The sequence below is a fragment of the Mycobacterium sp. IDUB_3 genome (genome assembly GCF_055419585.1).
On sequence record NZ_JBVAXZ010000002.1, the window covers coordinates 735,891 to 752,628 of the forward strand.

The 16,738-nt window shown below is 68.1% G+C and carries 14 protein-coding genes; 5 read left to right on the forward strand and 9 right to left on the reverse strand.

Going from position 1 to position 16,738, the window contains the following annotated elements; all coding sequences use genetic code 11:
- Window positions 1-113: 113 nt before the first annotated feature.
- The 3 genes from ppc to ACZYVJ_RS24545 all read left to right on the forward strand — a co-directional run bounded on the left by ppc (window position 114) and on the right by ACZYVJ_RS24545 (window position 4,882).
- Window positions 114-2,921 (forward strand): phosphoenolpyruvate carboxylase, encoded by a 2,808-nt coding sequence (gene ppc, locus ACZYVJ_RS24535; RefSeq protein WP_463833724.1) that lies wholly within the window; start codon window positions 114-116, stop codon window positions 2,919-2,921.
- 75 nt (window positions 2,922-2,996) lie between these two features.
- Complete coding sequence (locus ACZYVJ_RS24540) at window positions 2,997-3,788, forward strand: bestrophin-like domain (RefSeq protein ID WP_463833725.1); 792 nt, start codon at window positions 2,997-2,999, stop codon at window positions 3,786-3,788.
- Window positions 3,789-3,895: 107 nt separating this feature from the next.
- Window positions 3,896-4,882: an aldo/keto reductase gene (locus ACZYVJ_RS24545; RefSeq protein ID WP_463833726.1), complete on the forward strand. Its 987-nt coding sequence runs from the start codon at window positions 3,896-3,898 to the stop codon at window positions 4,880-4,882.
- Between the two features lies 1 nt (window position 4,883).
- Here the strand turns inward: ACZYVJ_RS24545 and ACZYVJ_RS24550 are convergent, their stop codons facing one another.
- The 7 genes from ACZYVJ_RS24550 to tkt all read right to left on the reverse strand — a co-directional run bounded on the left by ACZYVJ_RS24550 (window position 4,884) and on the right by tkt (window position 12,805).
- Window positions 4,884-5,813: a histone deacetylase family protein gene (locus tag ACZYVJ_RS24550; RefSeq protein ID WP_463833727.1), complete on the reverse strand. Its 930-nt coding sequence runs from the start codon at window positions 5,811-5,813 to the stop codon at window positions 4,884-4,886.
- Between the two features lie 19 nt (window positions 5,814-5,832).
- On the reverse strand, window positions 5,833-6,231 hold the full coding sequence (locus ACZYVJ_RS24555) for an ATPase (protein ID WP_463833728.1): 399 nt from the start codon (window positions 6,229-6,231) through the stop codon (window positions 5,833-5,835).
- Window positions 6,232-6,319: 88 nt separating this feature from the next.
- Window positions 6,320-7,075 (reverse strand): 6-phosphogluconolactonase, encoded by a 756-nt coding sequence (pgl, locus tag ACZYVJ_RS24560; protein ID WP_463833729.1) that lies wholly within the window; start codon window positions 7,073-7,075, stop codon window positions 6,320-6,322.
- Window positions 7,072-7,983 (reverse strand): glucose-6-phosphate dehydrogenase assembly protein OpcA, encoded by a 912-nt coding sequence (gene opcA, locus ACZYVJ_RS24565; RefSeq protein ID WP_463833730.1) that lies wholly within the window; start codon window positions 7,981-7,983, stop codon window positions 7,072-7,074. The genes pgl and opcA overlap by 4 nt, the downstream gene beginning before the upstream one ends.
- Window positions 7,984-8,026: 43 nt before the next feature.
- Window positions 8,027-9,571, reverse strand: a complete 1,545-nt coding sequence (gene zwf / locus ACZYVJ_RS24570; protein ID WP_463833731.1) for a glucose-6-phosphate dehydrogenase — start codon at window positions 9,569-9,571, stop codon at window positions 8,027-8,029.
- Window positions 9,568-10,689 (reverse strand): transaldolase, encoded by a 1,122-nt coding sequence (gene tal / locus ACZYVJ_RS24575; protein WP_463833732.1) that lies wholly within the window; start codon window positions 10,687-10,689, stop codon window positions 9,568-9,570. The genes zwf and tal overlap by 4 nt, the downstream gene beginning before the upstream one ends.
- A 16-nt stretch (window positions 10,690-10,705) precedes the next feature.
- Entirely contained in the window at window positions 10,706-12,805 is a 2,100-nt protein-coding gene (gene tkt, locus ACZYVJ_RS24580; protein ID WP_463833733.1) for a transketolase, read from the reverse strand.
- A 254-nt stretch (window positions 12,806-13,059) separates the two neighbouring features.
- Between tkt and ACZYVJ_RS24585 the strand changes: the two genes are divergently transcribed.
- The gene (locus tag ACZYVJ_RS24585) at window positions 13,060-13,986 is read left to right on the forward strand and encodes a heme o synthase (protein ID WP_463833734.1); all 927 of its coding nucleotides are present in this window, start codon (window positions 13,060-13,062) and stop codon (window positions 13,984-13,986) included.
- A gap of 183 nt (window positions 13,987-14,169) precedes the next feature.
- Here ACZYVJ_RS24585 and ACZYVJ_RS24590 read toward each other — a convergent pair whose 3' ends face one another.
- Complete coding sequence (locus tag ACZYVJ_RS24590) at window positions 14,170-15,144, reverse strand: quinone oxidoreductase family protein (RefSeq protein WP_463833735.1); 975 nt, start codon at window positions 15,142-15,144, stop codon at window positions 14,170-14,172.
- Window positions 15,145-15,163: 19 nt separating this feature from the next.
- Here ACZYVJ_RS24590 and ACZYVJ_RS24595 point away from each other — a divergent pair, with 19 nt between their 5' ends.
- Complete coding sequence (locus ACZYVJ_RS24595; RefSeq protein WP_463833736.1) at window positions 15,164-15,829, forward strand: hypothetical protein; 666 nt, start codon at window positions 15,164-15,166, stop codon at window positions 15,827-15,829.
- On the opposite strand, the gene ACZYVJ_RS24600 is transcribed toward ACZYVJ_RS24595, so the two are convergent.
- Entirely contained in the window at window positions 15,779-16,720 is a 942-nt protein-coding gene (locus tag ACZYVJ_RS24600; RefSeq protein ID WP_463833868.1) for a COX15/CtaA family protein, read from the reverse strand. The two genes, ACZYVJ_RS24595 and ACZYVJ_RS24600, sit on opposite strands and share 51 nt — an antisense overlap.
- Window positions 16,721-16,738 lie beyond the last annotated feature (18 nt).

A 16,738-nucleotide genomic window follows, 5' to 3' on the forward strand; every position in this document is an offset into this window, starting at 1 on the left:
GCCGATCATTCCTGTCAAATCACGGTGATCTGACCCACTGGGCGCCATGGTGATTCGCGGCTGCGGGTGATCCCGACGGGCGGACGCCGACATCCGCGTCGATACTGGGTCCCATGGCTGAGGCATCCGAGGGCACGCTGGAACCGATCGGCGCCGTGCAGCGCACCCTGGTGGGTCGTGAGGCGACCGAACCGATGCGGGCCGACATCAGGCTGCTGGGCGCGATCCTGGGCGACACGGTCCGCGAGCAGAACGGGCACGAGGTGTTCGAGCTCGTCGAGCGCGCCCGGGTGGAGTCGTTCCGGGTGCGCCGCTCCGAGATCGACCGCGCCGAGCTGGCGCGGATGTTCGATGGCATCGACATCCACCAGGCCATCCCGGTCATCCGGGCATTCAGCCACTTCGCCCTGCTGGCCAACGTGGCCGAAGACATCCACCGGGAGCGCCGCCGGGCGATTCACGTCGCCGCCGGCGAAGCGCCGCAGGACAGCAGCCTGGCCGCGACCTACGCCAAACTCGATCGGGCGCAACTGGATTCGGCCACCGTCGCCGACGCGCTGAAGGGCGCGGTGGTGGCCCCGGTGATCACCGCGCACCCGACCGAGACCCGCCGGCGCACCGTATTCGTCACCCAGCACCGGATCACCGAGCTGATGCGGCTGCACGCCGAGGGGCACGAGGAGACCGACGACGGCCGCAACATCGAACTCGAGCTGCGCCGCCAGGTCCTCACGCTGTGGCAGACCGCGCTGATCCGGTTGTCCCGGCTGCAGATCACCGACGAGATCGAGGTGGGGCTGCGCTACTACGCCGCCGCGTTCTTCAGGGTGGTCCCGCAGGTCAACGCCGGGGTGCGCGACGCGCTGCGGACCCGCTGGCCCGACGCCGACCTGCTCAACCAGCCGATCCTGCAGCCCGGGTCCTGGATCGGCGGTGACCGCGACGGCAATCCGAACGTGACGGCCGACGTGGTGCGCCAGGCCACCGGCAACGCCGCGTTCACCGCGCTGGCGCACTACCTGGCCGAGCTGACCGCCCTGGAACAGGACCTGTCGATGTCGGCGCGCCTGGTCGCGGTCACCCCCGAGCTGACCGAGCTGGCCGAGGGCTGTGGCGAGAAGGCCCGCGCCGACGAGCCGTACCGGCGCGCGGTGCGGGTGATCCGCGCCCGGCTCACCGCGACGGGCGCCGAGATCCTGGACCGCCGGCCGCAGCACGAGCTGGACCTGGGGTTGACACCGTATGCCGGCCCGGCCGAGCTGCAGGCCGACCTGGACACCATCGATGCGTCGCTGCGCGCCCACGGCAGCACGCTGCTGGCCGACGACCGCCTGGCGCTGCTGCGAGAAGGCGTGCGGGTCTTCGGCTTTCATCTGTGCGGCCTGGACATGCGGCAAAACTCCGACGTGCACGAGGAAGTGGTCGCCGAGCTGCTGGCGTGGGCGGGGGTGCATCCGGATTACGGTTCGCTGCCCGAAGACGAGCGGGTCGAGCTGTTGGCCGGCGAGCTGGCCACCCGCCGACCGCTGGTCGGCGACCGCGCAGAACTGTCCGAGCTGGCGCACAAAGAGCTGGGCGTGGTGCGCGCGGCCGCGCACGCCATCGAGCGCTACGGACCGTCCGCCGTACCCAATTACGTGATCTCCATGTGCCGTTCGGTCTCCGACGTCCTGGAGGCCGCGATCCTGCTCAAGGAGGCGGGCCTGATCGACGCGTCCGGGGATGCGCCGTACTGCCCGGTGGGAATCTCGCCGCTGTTCGAGACCATCGACGATCTGCACAACGGCGCGACGATCCTGCACGCGATGCTTGAACTCCCGATCTACCGCGCGCTGGTGGCCGCGCGCAACGACAGCCAGGAAGTGATGCTGGGCTATTCCGATTCCAACAAGGACGGCGGATATCTGGCCTCCAGCTGGGCGGTGTACCGTGCGGAGCTGGCCCTGGTCGAGGTGGCGCGCAAGACCGGAATCCGGTTGCGGCTCTTTCACGGCCGCGGCGGCACCGTCGGCCGCGGCGGCGGCCCGAGCTACGAAGCCATCCTGGCGCAGCCGCCCGGGGCGGTGAATGGCTCGCTGCGGCTCACCGAGCAGGGCGAGGTGATCGCCGCGAAATACGCCGAACCGCAAGCGGCGCAACGCAACCTGGAGAGCCTGCTGGCCGCCACCCTGGAATCGACGCTGCTGGATGTGGAGGGATTGGGCGACGCCGCGGAGCCGGCGTATGCGGTGCTCGACGAGGTGGCCGTGCTGGCGCAGCGTGCCTATGCCGAATTGGTGCACGACACACCGGGTTTCGTCGACTACTTCATGGCCTCCACGCCGGTCAGCGAGATCGGTTCGCTGAACATCGGCAGCCGGCCGACCTCCCGCAAGCCCACCCAGTCCATCTCGGACCTGCGCGCCATCCCGTGGGTGCTGGCGTGGAGTCAGTCGCGGGTGATGCTGCCCGGCTGGTATGGCACCGGGTCGGCATTCGAGCAGTGGATCGCGGCGGGCCCGGAAAGCGAAAGCGAGCGGGTGGACATCCTGCACGACTTGTACCGGCGCTGGCCGTTTTTCCGCAGCGTGCTGTCGAATCTGGCCCAGGTGCTGGCCAAGAGCGACCTCGGCCTGGCGGCGCGCTACGCCGAACTGGTGGACGACGAGGAGTTGCGGCACCGGGTCTTCGACAAGATCGTCGACGAGCACCGGCGCACCATCGCCATGCACAAGCTCATCACCGGTCAGGACAACCTGCTGGCCGACAACCCGGCGCTGGCGCGTTCGGTGTTCAACCGTTTCCCGTACCTCGAGCCGCTGAATCACCTGCAGGTGGAGTTGCTCCGCCGCTACCGGTCCGGCGATGACGACGAGCTGGTGCAGCGCGGCATCTTGCTGACGATGAACGGGCTGGCCAGCGCGCTGCGAAACAGCGGGTGATAACCCCACGAATCGGTCACCGGCCCGACCGGTCGCGAATACCCTGAATCGACGCGGCGTCGACCAAGGAGAGCAGTGAGCGGATCCGGACTACCCCAGTGGCTACTTCTGGTTGCGGTGATCGCCGTCGCGATCGCGATCGCGGTGGGCTTCATCTGGGTCGGGAATCGTCTCCTGCCGGCGGAGCGCTATGGGAAAGAACCGAATTCGGCGATCGCCTCGTTCCTTACCGTCGTTGGATTCATCTACGGCGCCCTGCTGGGTTTCACCGTGGTGGCCACCTGGGAACACTTCTCGTCCACCCAGGTCGTCGTGTCCGGCGAGGCGTCGGCGCTGACGACCATGTATCGGCAAACCGTCGCCATGCCCGAACCGGAGCGCACCGAAGTGCAGGAGCTGTTGCGCAAGTACGCGAGCGCGGTGGCGGGCCCGGAGTGGAACAGGCAGAACAACGACGGCGCGCGCGCCGCGATCACCCGGATGTATCGCACCGTCGGGCGCCAGCAGCCCAATGTCGCGGCGAAGCCGGTCAATCAGCAATTTCTCAACCAGTTGAGCGTGCTGGCGTCCGACCGTAACGAGCGCATCGTCGGCACCAAGCCCCGGATAACCGGCCTGATGTGGACCGGCTTGATCTTCGGTGCGGTTGTGCTGGTTGCGTTTACGGGTTTCCTGCGGATGGGCAGCATCGTCGGCCACGTCATCGTGTCCAGCACGGTCGCGGTTCTGCTGGGTCTGCTGCTGTGCGTCGTGTACCAGCTCGACCACTCGTATGCGACGGAACAGCGCATCACGTCCGGGCCGTTCCAGCACGCGCTGGACATCTTCGATTCGGTCGACAACGACAGCCGCTACTTCCCGCGCTGAGCACTGACGTTGCGGGCCGCGGTACCGGCCTGGTTATGGTTGAGTTCGGGGGCTCGGCCGCACCGGCGGCATACGCAGTGGACGTCTATGCAACGGGGAGGGTTGGCGTGAAGACCATCACATTCGGCAAGACAGGGCTCGAGGTTTCCCGGTTGGCGTTCGGTACCTGGGAGTTTTGCAGTGACTGGGGCCATGCCGACGAGGAGGCCGCGATCGCCATGATCCGGAGCGCCCGCGAGCTCGGCATCAACTTCTTCGACACCGCACAGCAATACGGGTTCGGCGCGTCCGAACGCCTGCTGGGCAAGGCCCTTCGCGACGACCTCAAGAACTCCCGGGACGAGGTGGTGATCGCCACCAAGGGCGGCCTGCGTGCCACCGACAACGGCCTGGTGCGCGACGGCAGCCGCAAATGGTTGCGGGAAGGCGTGGAGTCCAGCCTGAACGCGCTGGGCATCGACCACATCGACGTCTACCTGGTGCACTGGCCGGACCCTGACACCCCGGCAGCCGACACCGCCGGGGCGCTCGCAGAACTGGTGTCGGAGGGCAAGATTCGCCACGTGGGTGTGTCGAACTACGAAACCGCGCAGGTGCGTGAGTTCTCCGAGACGCTTCCGGTGGAAGTGGTGCAGCCGCCCTACCACCTGTTTCGGCGTGATATCGAAGACGAGCTGCTGCCGTATGCGCGCGAGCACGAGATCGGGGTGATGGTGTACGGGCCGCTGGCGCACGGTCTGCTGACCGGCACGATGAAGGCTGACACTAGTTTCGCCGCCCAGGACTGGCGCGGCAAGAGCGACATCTTCAGCGGCGACGGCTACCTGCGCAACCTGGAAGTTGTTGCGCGCCTTGAGGGTCTGGCCGCCGGCCTCGGCGTGACGGTCAGCCAGCTGGCCATCGCGCGGGCCATCGCGCAGCCGGGTGTGCACGTCGCCATCGTCGGGGCCCAGCGCCTGCAATACCTGCAGGAAAGCTCCCGCGCGGCCGACGTCACCTTGTCCGAGGGCGACCTGGTGGCCATCGACGAAATCCTGGGGGCGGCGACACCGGTCGGCGGCCCCTACCCCGAGATGCACCAGAAGGCGAGCTAACTCAGCCCTTAAGCAGCTCGCCGACATGCGCGGTGACCGAATCGGTCAGGCCCTGCAGGTCGTAACCGCCTTCGAGCACCGCCACCAACCGGCCGCCGCACAGCTTTTCGGCTGTCGTCATCAATTCCCTGGTGACCCAGGCGAAGTCGGTGGCCGTCATGGTCAGCGAGCCGAGCGGATCGCGTTCGTGGGCGTCGAAACCCGCCGACACGATGATCAGCTCGGGTGAAAACGCCTGCAGCGCAGGCACTATCCGGTCCTGGAAGGCCGCACGCAATTCGGCGCCGCCGTCACCGGGTGCCAGCGGCGAATTGAAGATGTTGCCGACGCCGGTTTCTCGCACCGCACCGGTCCCGGGGAACAGCGGCATCTGATGCGTGGACGCATAGAGCACACTCGGGTCGGAGTAGAAGATCTGCTGGGTGCCGTTGCCGTGATGGACGTCGAAATCGACGATGGCGACCCGCAGCAGCCCGTGTTTTCGCTGTGCGTGACGCGCGCCGATGCTGATGTTGTTGAACAGGCAGAAGCCCATCGCCCGCTCGGTCTCGGCATGATGGCCCGGCGGGCGGCACGCGACGAACGCGTTCTGCGCGTCACCGGCAAGCACCCGGTCCACGGCCTGCAGCGTGGCGCCCACCCCGCGCAGCGCCGCCTCCCAGGTCGAGGGGTCCATCATGGTGTCACCGCCGTCGAGGTACACGTAACCGGCGTCGGGCCGCGCGGATTCCAGGGCGTCCACGTAGCGGTTGGAGTGCACGTAGCGCGTCGCGGCGAGATCGGCGGGCTCGGGCTCCTCGCGCACCAGCGCGTCGAACTGCGGCCGGCTCAGCGCCGCCTCCACCGCGCGGTAGCGGTCCGGCCGCTCCGGATGACCGGGAGCCGTCCGATGGGCGGCGAAGGCGGGGTGGTGCAGCAGCAACGTGGCCATCGAGGGTCCTGCCGAGGCGCTACTGGAAGGTCCGGTTGCGCAGCCTGTCCACGAAGCCGCGCACCGCGTGTTCGGTCATTGCCAGCGGCGAGATCATGGTCTCGCCCACCCGCACCATGTCGTCGACCCGCGCGACGATGGCTTCCACCGGCTCGACCAGCACGATCAGCCGCTTGGCCAGGTCGTCCAGGCTGGTCATGGTGCCGTCGAGGTGATCCAAGCCCGCCTCCAGGCGCTCGACGGTGGCGTTCAGGGCGGAGAGTGAACTGCTGAGCTCCTTCATGGTGGTGCTCAGACCGTCGAGGACGTCTTCGACCTGCTCCACCGTCTTGTCGGCGTTCAGCGCGGCCTGGGTGAGCGTCTTGATCCGGCTTCGCTCTTGCCCCCCGCGCACGGTTCTATCTGCCATGTCCGTCATTATGACCCGGCCGGCGCGGGCGGGAGCCCGAAGGCATGCACGACTATCGAAAGCGCCAGCGGATGCGCTAGCGCATTTCAGGGCTGAGTCACGCTACGCCCGACGGGTTCGACGGCAGCTTGGCCGCGGCGTCCTCGTCGAGCAGCCACAGCGTGGTGTCCAGTCCGACCGCCCCGGCGGCCGGCACCGAGACCGGCGCAGCGCCCCCGATGGCGGCGGCCACCGCGTCGGCCTTGCCGCCGCCGGTCACCAGCAGCCAGACCTCGCGCGACCGCGCGATGGCGGGCAGCGTCAAGGTGATTCGTTGCGGTGGCGGCTTGGGGGAGTCGTCGACCGACACCACCATGCGGGTGGTTTCGAGCACGGCCGGGGTGTCGGGGAACAGCGAGTTGATGTGGCCCTCGGGCCCCATGCCCAGTAGGTGCACGTCGAAATTCGGAACGGGCTCGCCGGGTGCGGCGTTGGCGGCCAGCAGCTGCTCGTAGGCCAGCGCCGCCGCCGCGAGGTCGCTGCCGAACTCGCCGTCGCTTGCGGGCATCGGGTGCACCTGGCTGGACGGGATGTCGACGTGCGAGAGCAACGCGGCCCGGGCCTGCTTGTCATTGCGTTCGTCGTCGTCCTCGGGGACGTAGCGTTCATCGCCCCAGAACAGATGCACCTTCGACCAGTCGATGTCGCGTCCCACCAACGACTGCAACAACCCGATGCCGTTGCTGCCGCCGGTCAGCACGATGAGCGCTGCGCCCCGCGCCGCCACGGCGTTCGCGATGGTGTCGGTCAGCCGCGTCGCGGCGGCGTCGACCATGGTCTGGCTATCCGGGAAAATTTCGATGCTGGTGCTCACACGTATTGCACTTTCTCGATGCCTTCGAGCGCTGATTGGTATATCTCGTCGGGATCCAGTCGGCGCAGGTCTTCGGCGAGGCACTCACCGGTTTCCCTGCGCGCCAAGGGGAGTAGGGCGTCCGGCCGGGACGTCCGGCTCAACGTGGCCGTCCTCCCTTCCTGCGGGCGGCTCAAGACGATGGTCTCGCTCTTGCGCACCAGTTCGACCTTGAGCTCGCCGACCGCTCGGCGCACCGGGCCGTCGATCCGGCTGGCCAGCCACCCCGCCAGGACGTCCAGAGCGGGCTCGGTTGCTAGACCGGATACCAGCGCCGACTCGATCGGTTCGTGCGGCGTCAGGTCGACTGCGGAGGTGAGCAGCGCGCGCCAGTAGGTGATGCGCGCCCAGGCGAGGTCGGTGTCACCCGCGGTGTATCCGGGCAGCCGGCTCTTGATGGCCGCCAACGGGTCGACCCCGTTCGTCGCGTCGGTGACGCGCCGAATCGCCAACCGGCCCAACGGATCTTGCGCCGGGACCGCCGGCGCGACATCGGGCCACCAGACCACCACCGGGATGTCGGGCAACAAGAAGGGGGTGACCACGCTGGCGGCGTGCCCGGCCAGCGCCCCGGACAGCCGTAGGACCACGACTTCGCTGGCGCCGGTGTCGCCGCCTGCGCGCAGCTGCGCGTCCAGGCGTGGCTTGTCCGCGAACGGGTTGCCCCTCATCGTCACGATGATCCGGCTGGGGTGTTCATGGCTGGCGTCGTTGGCCGCCTGCAGCGACTCTTCGAAGATCTCCTCGCTGTCCGGCGCGATGATCAGGGTCAGCACCCGGCCCATCGCGACGGCACCGACGTTTTCCCGCAGTTCGTCGAGTTTCTTGTTGACCGCCGTGGTGGTGGCGTCCGGCATATCAACGATCACGGGCGTCGCTCCTCCTCATCGCTGCGCTCTGCATCGTCACGGATCACGGGCGTCGCCATTCCCGCCCGGTGCGGCGCAGCATCTCGAACGCGGCGTCCGGACCCCAGGTGCCCGACTCGTATGGTTCGGGTTTGCCACCGGCTGCCCAGTTGTTGAGTACGGGATCGAGTATGTCCCAAGCCAATTCGACCTCTTCATTGACCGGAAACAGGGACGGCTCGCCCAGCAGCACGTCGAGGATCAACTGTTCGTAAGCTTCCGGCGACTCCTCGGCGAACGCCGAGCCGTAGGAGAAGTCCATGTTGACGTCGCGGACTTCCATCGCGGTGCCCGGCACCTTGGACCCGAACCGCAACGTGACGCCTTCGTCGGGCTGCACCCGGATCACCATGGCGTTGGCGCCGAGCTCGTCGGTCATGGTCGCGTCGAACGGCAGATGCGGCGCCCGCTTGAAGATCAGCGCGATCTCGGTCACCCTGCGGCCCAGGCGTTTTCCGGTACGCAGGTAGAAGGGAACACCGGCCCAGCGGCGGGTGTCCACCTCGAGCGTGATGGCGGCGAACGTTTCGGTGGTCGAGTCCTTGGCGAACCCCTCCTCGTCGAGCAGCCCGACGACTTTCTCGCCGCCCTGCCAGCCCGCGGCGTACTGGCCGCGGCTGGTGGTCTGGTCGAGGGGCTCGGCGAGGTGGGTGGCCGAGAGCACCTTGATCTTCTCGGCCTGCAACGCCGACGGGCTGAAGCTGACCGGCTCCTCCATCGCGGTCAGGGCCAGCAGCTGCATCAGGTGGTTCTGGATGACGTCGCGCGCGGCACCGATGCCGTCGTAGTAGCCGGCCCGGCCGCCCAGACCGATGTCCTCGGCCATGGTGATCTGCACGTGGTCGACGTAGTGCGCGTTCCAGATCGGATCGAACAACTGGTTGGCGAACCGCAGCGCCAAGATGTTGCGGACGGTCTCCTTGCCGAGGTAGTGGTCGATCCGGAACACCGCCTCCTCCGGAAAGACCGCGTTGACGGCCTTGTTCAGGGCCTGCGCGCTCTCCAGGTCGTGACCGAAGGGCTTCTCGATGACCACCCGGCTCCACCGTTCGCCCTGCGGGCGCGCCAGACCCGACTTGTGCAACTGCTCACACACCACCGGGAAGGACTTGGGCGGGATCGCCAGATAGAAGGCGTGATTGCCGCCGGTGCCGCGTTCGGCATCCAGCTTGTCCAAGGTCTCGGCCAGTCGGCCGAACGCCTCATCGTCGTCGAAAGCGCCTGGCACGAAACGGAATCCCTCGGCCAGCCGATCCCAATTCTCCTGCCGAAACGGAGTTCGGCAGTGTTCCTTGACGGCTTCGTGCACCACCTTGCCGAAATCCTGCGTGCTCCAATCCCGTCGGGCGAAGCCCACCAGGGAGAAGCTGGGCGGCAGCAGACCGCGATTGGCCAGGTCGTAGATCGCCGGCATGACCTTCTTGCGGGCCAGGTCGCCCGTCACGCCGAAGATCACCATCCCGCACGGTCCCGCGATCCGCGGGAGCCGCTTATCGCGCTTGTCCCGTAACGGGTTATGCCATTGTTGCGCGGTGCGGGCTGGGCTCATTTGGAGCTGGAACCCAGCTGCTTCTGCGTTTCCTCCAGCAGCTCGGTCCAGGAATCCACGAACTTCTCCACGCCCTCGTTCTCCAGCACCTTGAATACGTCGGTCAGATCGACGCCGACCCCCGAGAGCTTGTCGAACACTTCCTGGGCGGCATCGGCGGTGCCGGTGACCGTGTCACCCTTGATCTCGCCATGATCGGCGACGGCGTCAATGGTCTTCTCCGGCATGGTGTTCACCGTGTTGGGCGCCACCAGCTCCGTGACATAGAGGGTGTCTGAGTAGTCGGGGTTCTTGACGCCCGTCGACGCCCACAGCGGACGCTGGACGCGGGCCCCGTCGGCCTTGAGCGCCGCAAAGCGATCGCCACCCTCGAACACCTCCTGGTAGGCCGCATACGCCAGGCGGGCGTTGGCGACTCCGGCCTGGCCGGCCAGCGCCTTTGCGTCGTCCGAGCCGATCTTCTCCAACCGCTTGTCCACCTCGGTGTCCACCCGGGACACGAAAAACGATGCGACGGAATGGATCTTGGACAGGTCGTGGCCGGCCTCGCGAGCCTTCTCCAGGCCGGCCAGGTAGGCGTCCATCACCTGGCGGTGCCGTTCGACGGAGAAGATCAGCGTGACGTTGACCGAAATACCTTCGGCCAGAACGGCGGTGATGGCCGGGATGCCCGCCTTGGTGGCCGGGATCTTGATGAACAGGTTCGGCCGGTCGACGATCTTCCACAGCTCGACGGCCTGCGCGACGGTCTTGTCGGTCTCGGCCGCCAGGCGCGGGTCGACCTCGATGGACACCCGCCCGTCCACCCCGTCGGAAGCCTCCCACTCACGTTTCAAGACATCGCAGGCGTTGCGGACGTCGTCGGTGGTGACGGTGCGGATTGTGGCGTCCACATCGGCGCCGCGCTCGGCCAGCTCGGCGATCTGGTCGTCGTAGGAATCGCCCTCCGCCAACGCTTTCTGGAAGATCGACGGGTTGGTGGTCACGCCGACGACGCTCTTGGTGTCGATCAGCTCCTGCAGGTTGCCCGACTGCAGCCGCTGTCGCGACAGGTCGTCAAGCCACACCGATACGCCGGCGGCGGACAGCGCCGCCAGATTCGGGTTCTGAGCGGTCATCTGAATTACCCTTTCCTCAGTTATCCACTACTTCTTCCGCGGCGGCCGCGACGGCTTCGGCGGTGAAGCCGAATTCACGGAATAAGGTCTTATAGTCGGCGGATTCGCCGTAGTGCTCGATCGAGACGATCTTGCCGGTGTCACCGACCAGCTTGTGCCAGCTCTGCGCGACGCCGGCCTCGACGGCCACCCTGGCCGACACGGTCGGGGGCAGCACGCTGTCGCGGTAGTCGTCGGGCTGGGACTCGAACCATTCGACGCACGGCATGGAGACCACCCGTGCGACGATGTCCTTGTCCGCCAACAACTTCTGCGCCTCGACCGCGAGCTGGAGCTCCGAGCCGGTGGCGATCAGCACCACGTCGGGGTCTTGACCCGCGTCCTCGCCGCCCGAGCCCAGGATGTAGCCGCCCCGGGCGACGCCGTCGGCGCTGGTGCCCTCGAGCACCGGCAGACCCTGGCGAGTCAGGCACAGGCCGACCGGGCCGCTGCCGTTGCCGCGGGCCAGGACAGTGCGCCAGGCATAGGCCGTCTCGTTGGCATCGCCCGGGCGAACCACCGAGAGATTCGGAATGGCCCGCAACGCCGCGAGGTGCTCGATCGGCTGGTGGGTCGGGCCGTCCTCGCCCAGACCGATGGAGTCGTGGGTCCACACGTAGATGGTGTCGATGTCCATCAACGATGCCAACCGGACGGCCGGGCGCATGTAGTCGGAGAATTGCAGGAACGTGCCACCGTAGGCCCGGGTCGGACCGTGTAGCACGATGCCGGACAGGATGGCGCCCATCGCGTGCTCGCGCACACCGAAGTGCAGCGTGCGGCCGTACCAGTGCGCCGTGTAGTCCTTGGTCGAAATAGACGGCGGCCCAAAGGAATCAGCGCCCTTGATGGTGGTGTTGTTGCTGCCCGCCAGGTCGGCCGAACCGCCCCACAGCTCCGGCAGTTTCGGTCCGACCGCGTTGAGCACCTCGTTGGAGGCCTTGCGGGTGGCAATCTGGTCGGAGCCGGGTTCCCAGTGCGGCAGGTCGGCGTCCCAGCCGTCGGGCAGCTCCTCGGCCGTCAATCGGTCCAGCAGTGCCTTGCGTTCGGGTTGCGCCTGCGCCCAGGCGTCGAAATCCACCTGCCATTTCTGGTGCGCTTCCTTGCCACGGTCCACCAACTTGCGGGTGTGGGCGATCACCTCGTCGCGTACCTCGAAGTTCTTGTCCGGGTCGAAGCCGAGGATCTCCTTGACGGCCGCCACTTCCTCGTCGCCCAGGGCCGCGCCGTGCGCCTTGCCCGTGTTCATCAGCTTGGGCGCGGGATAGCCGATGATGGTGCGCAGCGAGATGAACGAGGGCCGGTCGGTGGCCGCCCTGGCGTTGGCGATGGCCTCCTCGATCGCGACGACGTTCTCGCCGCCCTCGATCTCCTGCACGTGCCAGCCGTAGGCCCGGTACCGCGCGGCGGTGTCCTCACACAGCGCGATGTTCGTGTCGTCCTCGATCGAAATCTCGTTGTGGTCGTAGAAAACGATGAGATTGCCCAGCTGCTGGACGGCCGCCAGCGACGAGGCCTCCGAGGTGACGCCCTCTTCGATGTCGCCGTCGGAGGCGATCACGTAGATGAAATGGTCGAACGGGCTGCTGCCGGGGGCCGCGTCGGGATCGAACAGGCCACGCTCATAGCGGGCGGCCATCGCCATGCCCACCGCCGAGGCCAGGCCCTGCCCTAGCGGGCCCGTGGTGATCTCAACGCCCTTGGTGTGCCGGAACTCCGGGTGCCCGGGGGTCTTGGATCCCCAGGTGCGCAGCGACTCGATGTCGGACAGCTCCAAGCCGAAACCACCGAGATACAGCTGCAGGTACAGCGTCAGGCTGCTGTGCCCGCAGGACAGCACGAACCGGTCGCGGCCCAGCCAGGAGGTGTCGCTGGGATCGTGGACCATCGCCCGCTGGAACAAGGTGTAGGCCAGGGGCGCCAGGCTCATCGCCGTCCCGGGATGGCCGTTGCCGACCTTTTGCACCGCGTCGGCGGCCAGCACCCGGATGGTGTCGACGGCGGCCGAGTCGAGCTCGGACCAGTCGTCGGGGAGGTGCGGTTGGGTCAGCGTAGAGATCTCTTCGAGTGTCGTCACAGACATTGTCCTTGGGTCATCGAGCTGATCAATCCCACCCTAGTGCGGGAGGGCCGGCTCTTGCAGCGCAGGATTTGGGGTACCCACGGCCGGCACGTGTGAAAATTACGCGCCCGTCGAAAGTGTTTAACATTCAGCTCGGAAATCTGGAGAAATCTGCGGGAACGGACCCGCGGGCGGGCAATCGCCACTACGCGGTCTACCATCGTGTGTAGTAGATGCTGCGCGCCGCTGCGACCCCAAGGAGTTATTGCGTGAGCGTTCGCGGGCGCGTCGCGCCGAGCCAATTGCCAAGCCGAATACGAGGCACGGTGCTGGCTTATCTGGCGCTGACCAAGCCGCGGGTCATCGAACTGCTGCTCGTCACCGCCATCCCGGCGATGCTGCTGGCGCAGCGCGGCACGGTGAACCCGCTGCTGATCGTCAACACCCTGATCGGCGGGATGCTGGCCGCCGGGGGAGCCAACACGCTTAACTGTGTGGCCGACGCGGATATCGACAAGGTGATGAAGCGCACTGCGCGGCGGCCGCTGGCCCGCGCGGCGGTGCCCACGCGCAACGCGCTGGTGTTCGGCCTGGTGCTGACGGTGGCCTCGTTCGTCTGGCTCTGGTGGACGACGAACCTGCTGTCTGGGCTGCTGGCCCTGGCGACGATTGCGTTCTACGTGTTCGTCTACACGCTGCTGCTCAAGCGCCGCACCTCGCAGAACGTGGTGTGGGGCGGCGCGGCCGGCTGCATGCCGGTGATGATCGGCTGGTCGGCCGTCACCGGCACCATTCAATGGCCCGCGCTGGTGATGTTCGCCATCATTTTCTTCTGGACGCCGCCGCATACCTGGGCGCTGGCGATGCGCTACAAGGACGATTACAAGGCGGCGGGCGTGCCGATGCTGCCGGCCGTGGCGACCGAGCGTCAGGTGACCAAGCAGATCCTGATCTACACCTGGCTGACGGTGCTGGCCACGCTGGCGCTGGGGCTGGCGACGGGCTGGCTGTACGCGGCCGTCGCCGTGGTCGCCGGGGTGTGGTTCCTGGCGATGGCCCACCAGCTCTACGCCGGGGTCCGCGCCGGCCAGCCGGTCAAGCCGCTGCGGTTGTTCCTGCAGTCGAATAACTATCTGGCCGTGGTGTTCTGCGCGCTGGCCGTGGACTCGGCCATCGGGCTGCCGCATTTGTTCTGACTGACGCCGCAACCGGGCGACCAGTCACACCGGCCACTTGAGTCTCTGGATGAGACGGGCCGTGAATTGCCCGCCTTCACAGCGACAACCGCCCGCCCTGACCGGGTTGTCGCTCGAAGGCGGGCAACTGCCCTAATGCCCTAATGCCCTAGGGCCGCTGCGGCCGCTGTGCTTGCACCGCCCCTAGGGCAGCAGCACGATCGAGCCCGCCGTCTTGCGGCCCTGCAGATCCTGGTGGGCGCGGGCCGCCTCGGCCAGCGGGTAGCGCCCGCCCACCTCGACGGTGATGTCGCCGCCGGCGATCGCGGTGAACAATTCCTCTGCCCGCCAGCTGAATTCCTGACCGGTCCGCACGAAATGCGCCAGCGACGGCCGGGTCAGAAACACCGAGCCGGCGGCGTTGAGGCGCTGCGGGTCGAACGGGGGGACAGGCCCGCTGGCCGCGCCGAACAGCGCCAGCGTGCCCCGGATGGCCAGGCTGGCCAGGCTGGCGTCGAAGGTGGTCGCGCCCACGCCGTCGTACACCGCGGCCACGCCGGCGCCGTCTGTCAACGAGCGAATCCGCTCGCCGAACGCTTTCGCGTCCTCCGGGTAGGGGAGCACCTCGTCGGCGCCCGCCCGCCGGGACAGCCGCTCCTTGTCCGGGGTGGAGACCGTGGTGATCACCCGCACACCGAGCAGGTGGGCCCACTGCGTCAGGATCAGGCCGACGCCGCCCGCGCCGGCGTGCACCAGCACCGTGTCGCCCGCCTGCACCGGAAACACCGACTTCAACAGGTAATGAGCGGTCAACCCCTTGAGCAGCGCCGCGGCCGCCACGGCGGCCGTCACGCCGTCGGGCAGCTCAGCCGTCAAATGTGCTGGGGCCGTAGCGTATTCGGCATATCCGCCGGACGCCGCGGCGCTGACCACACGCTCCCCAACACGCAACCCGTCGACGCCGTCGCCGAGAGCTTCGATGGTGCCGGCCAATTCCGAGCCGAGGACGAACGGCAACTCCCGCGGGTACTGCCCCGAGCGGAAATAGGTGTCGATGTAGTTGACGCCGATGGCCTCGGCCTTGATCAGCACCTCGCCCGGCCCGGGGGTGGGCGCAGGCGTGTCGACGTAGCGCAGCACCTCGGGGCCGCCGGTCTCGCTGACTTCGATTGCGTGCATCTGCTTATCATGCCCGGGCATGAAACTCGCTCGCCCGAACGTCTTCCATCCCCGCATCGTGCTGGCGGGGGCGGGCGACGGCGCGGGCGAGACGGGCGACGACGCCGGTCTGGTGGGCGCCCTGCGGCGGCGCGGCCTGCACGCGCGCTGGCTGCCCTGGGACGATCCCGACACCGCCAGCGCGGATCTGGTGATACTGCGGGCCATCGCGGGCACCCCTGATCGCCCCGACGAATTCCTGGCCTGGGCCCGGCGCGTGCGGCATCTGCTCAACCCGCCGGCCACGGTGGCCTGGAACCTCGACGAGCGGTATCTGCGCGACCTCGAGCACGACGGAGTGCCGACGACCGATCCGGACACACTGCCCGACGCGTCGTTGATCTTCCTGGGCGGCGAGCGGTCGCACGCGTGGCCGGTCGATCCGGAATTCGAGTCGTGGGACCTCGGCCACGCCGCGCTCGCCGCTTCCGCAAAGCGCTGCGGCATCGCCGTCCGGGAGCTGCTCTGCGCGCGTGTCGACGTCGCCGGCGACCGGCTGGTAGGGCTCGACCTCGCCGCGCCGTCGTTGGGCTGGCGCCGGCTGAACCCCGCGGCCCGCGACCTCGCGCAGCACCGGTTCGCCCTGGCGGTGGAGTCAGCCTGCGAGCGGCTCGGGCTCGGCCCGCTCTCGCATCGACGCCCATAGCGCCGCGGTGGCCGCCGTGCACGCCGCAGCCCCGGCGACGTGCAGGGCGACCAACACGGCGGGAACCCCGGTGTAGTACTGCGCGGTGCCGACCGCGGCTTGCGCGAACACCAACACCAGCAGCACCGCGAGCCGCAGCCGCACGGGGCGGTCGGCGCGCACCGCCAGCAGCCCGAAGCCCAGGCCCACCAGCAGCGTCAGGTAGGCGATCAGCAGTGACGAGTGCATGTGCACCAGCGTGTCGACCTCGACTTTCAGCCGCGGCACCGTCCGGGTGGGGCTGCGATCACCCGCGTGCGGGCCGGCGGCCGTCACCAGCGTGCCGGTCACCAGCACCGCGGCCAGGTTCAGGCCGGTCAGCGCGGTCAGCGCGCGCAGCGGCCTGACTACTCGCTCGCGAACCACTCCGTCGTCGGGCTCGCCGACCTTCACGTAGAGCAGCACCGCCAGCCACACCATCGTCATCGACGTCAGCAGGTGGATGGCCACCGTCCACCACAGCAGCCCGGTGCGCACGGTGATGCCACCGATCACCGCCTGCACGACGGTGGACACCGGCATCAGCCAGGCGTAGACCAGTACCTCGCGGCGTCGCCGCGCCCGGGTGACGGCCAGCACGGCCAGCGCCGCGGTGATCACCACGGCGAAGGTGACCATCCGGTTGCCGAATTCGACGGCCTGGTGGACGCGCGGCACCTCGGCGTGGGCGACCGGAACGAAGCTGCCCGGAAAGCACTGCGGCCAGGTGGGACAGCCCAGCCCCGAGGCGGTGACCCGGACGATCGCGCCGGTGATGGCGATGCCGCCCTGGGTGAGGATGACGGCCGCGGCGATCAGGCGCTGCACACCCAGACTGGGGTTGGGGAGCAGGTCCACCACGCGCAGCAGCATCCGTCCAACCACGGCCCG

Coding starts and splice junctions, on each gene's coding strand:
- ACZYVJ_RS24555 (WP_463833728.1), bottom strand. CDS start 6,231: ATGACGGACATGGCAGATAGAACCGTGCGCGGGGGGCAAGAGCGAAGC.
- ppc (WP_463833724.1), top strand. CDS start 114: ATGGCTGAGGCATCCGAGGGCACGCTGGAACCGATCGGCGCCGTGCAG.
- ACZYVJ_RS24600 (WP_463833868.1), bottom strand. CDS start 16,720: ATGCTGCTGCGCGTGGTGGACCTGCTCCCCAACCCCAGTCTGGGTGTG.
- tal (WP_463833732.1), bottom strand. CDS start 10,689: ATGACCGCTCAGAACCCGAATCTGGCGGCGCTGTCCGCCGCCGGCGTA.
- zwf (WP_463833731.1), bottom strand. CDS start 9,571: ATGAGCCCAGCCCGCACCGCGCAACAATGGCATAACCCGTTACGGGAC.
- ACZYVJ_RS24550 (WP_463833727.1), bottom strand. CDS start 5,813: ATGGCCACGTTGCTGCTGCACCACCCCGCCTTCGCCGCCCATCGGACG.
- ACZYVJ_RS24590 (WP_463833735.1), bottom strand. CDS start 15,144: ATGCACGCAATCGAAGTCAGCGAGACCGGCGGCCCCGAGGTGCTGCGC.
- ACZYVJ_RS24595 (WP_463833736.1), top strand. CDS start 15,164: ATGAAACTCGCTCGCCCGAACGTCTTCCATCCCCGCATCGTGCTGGCG.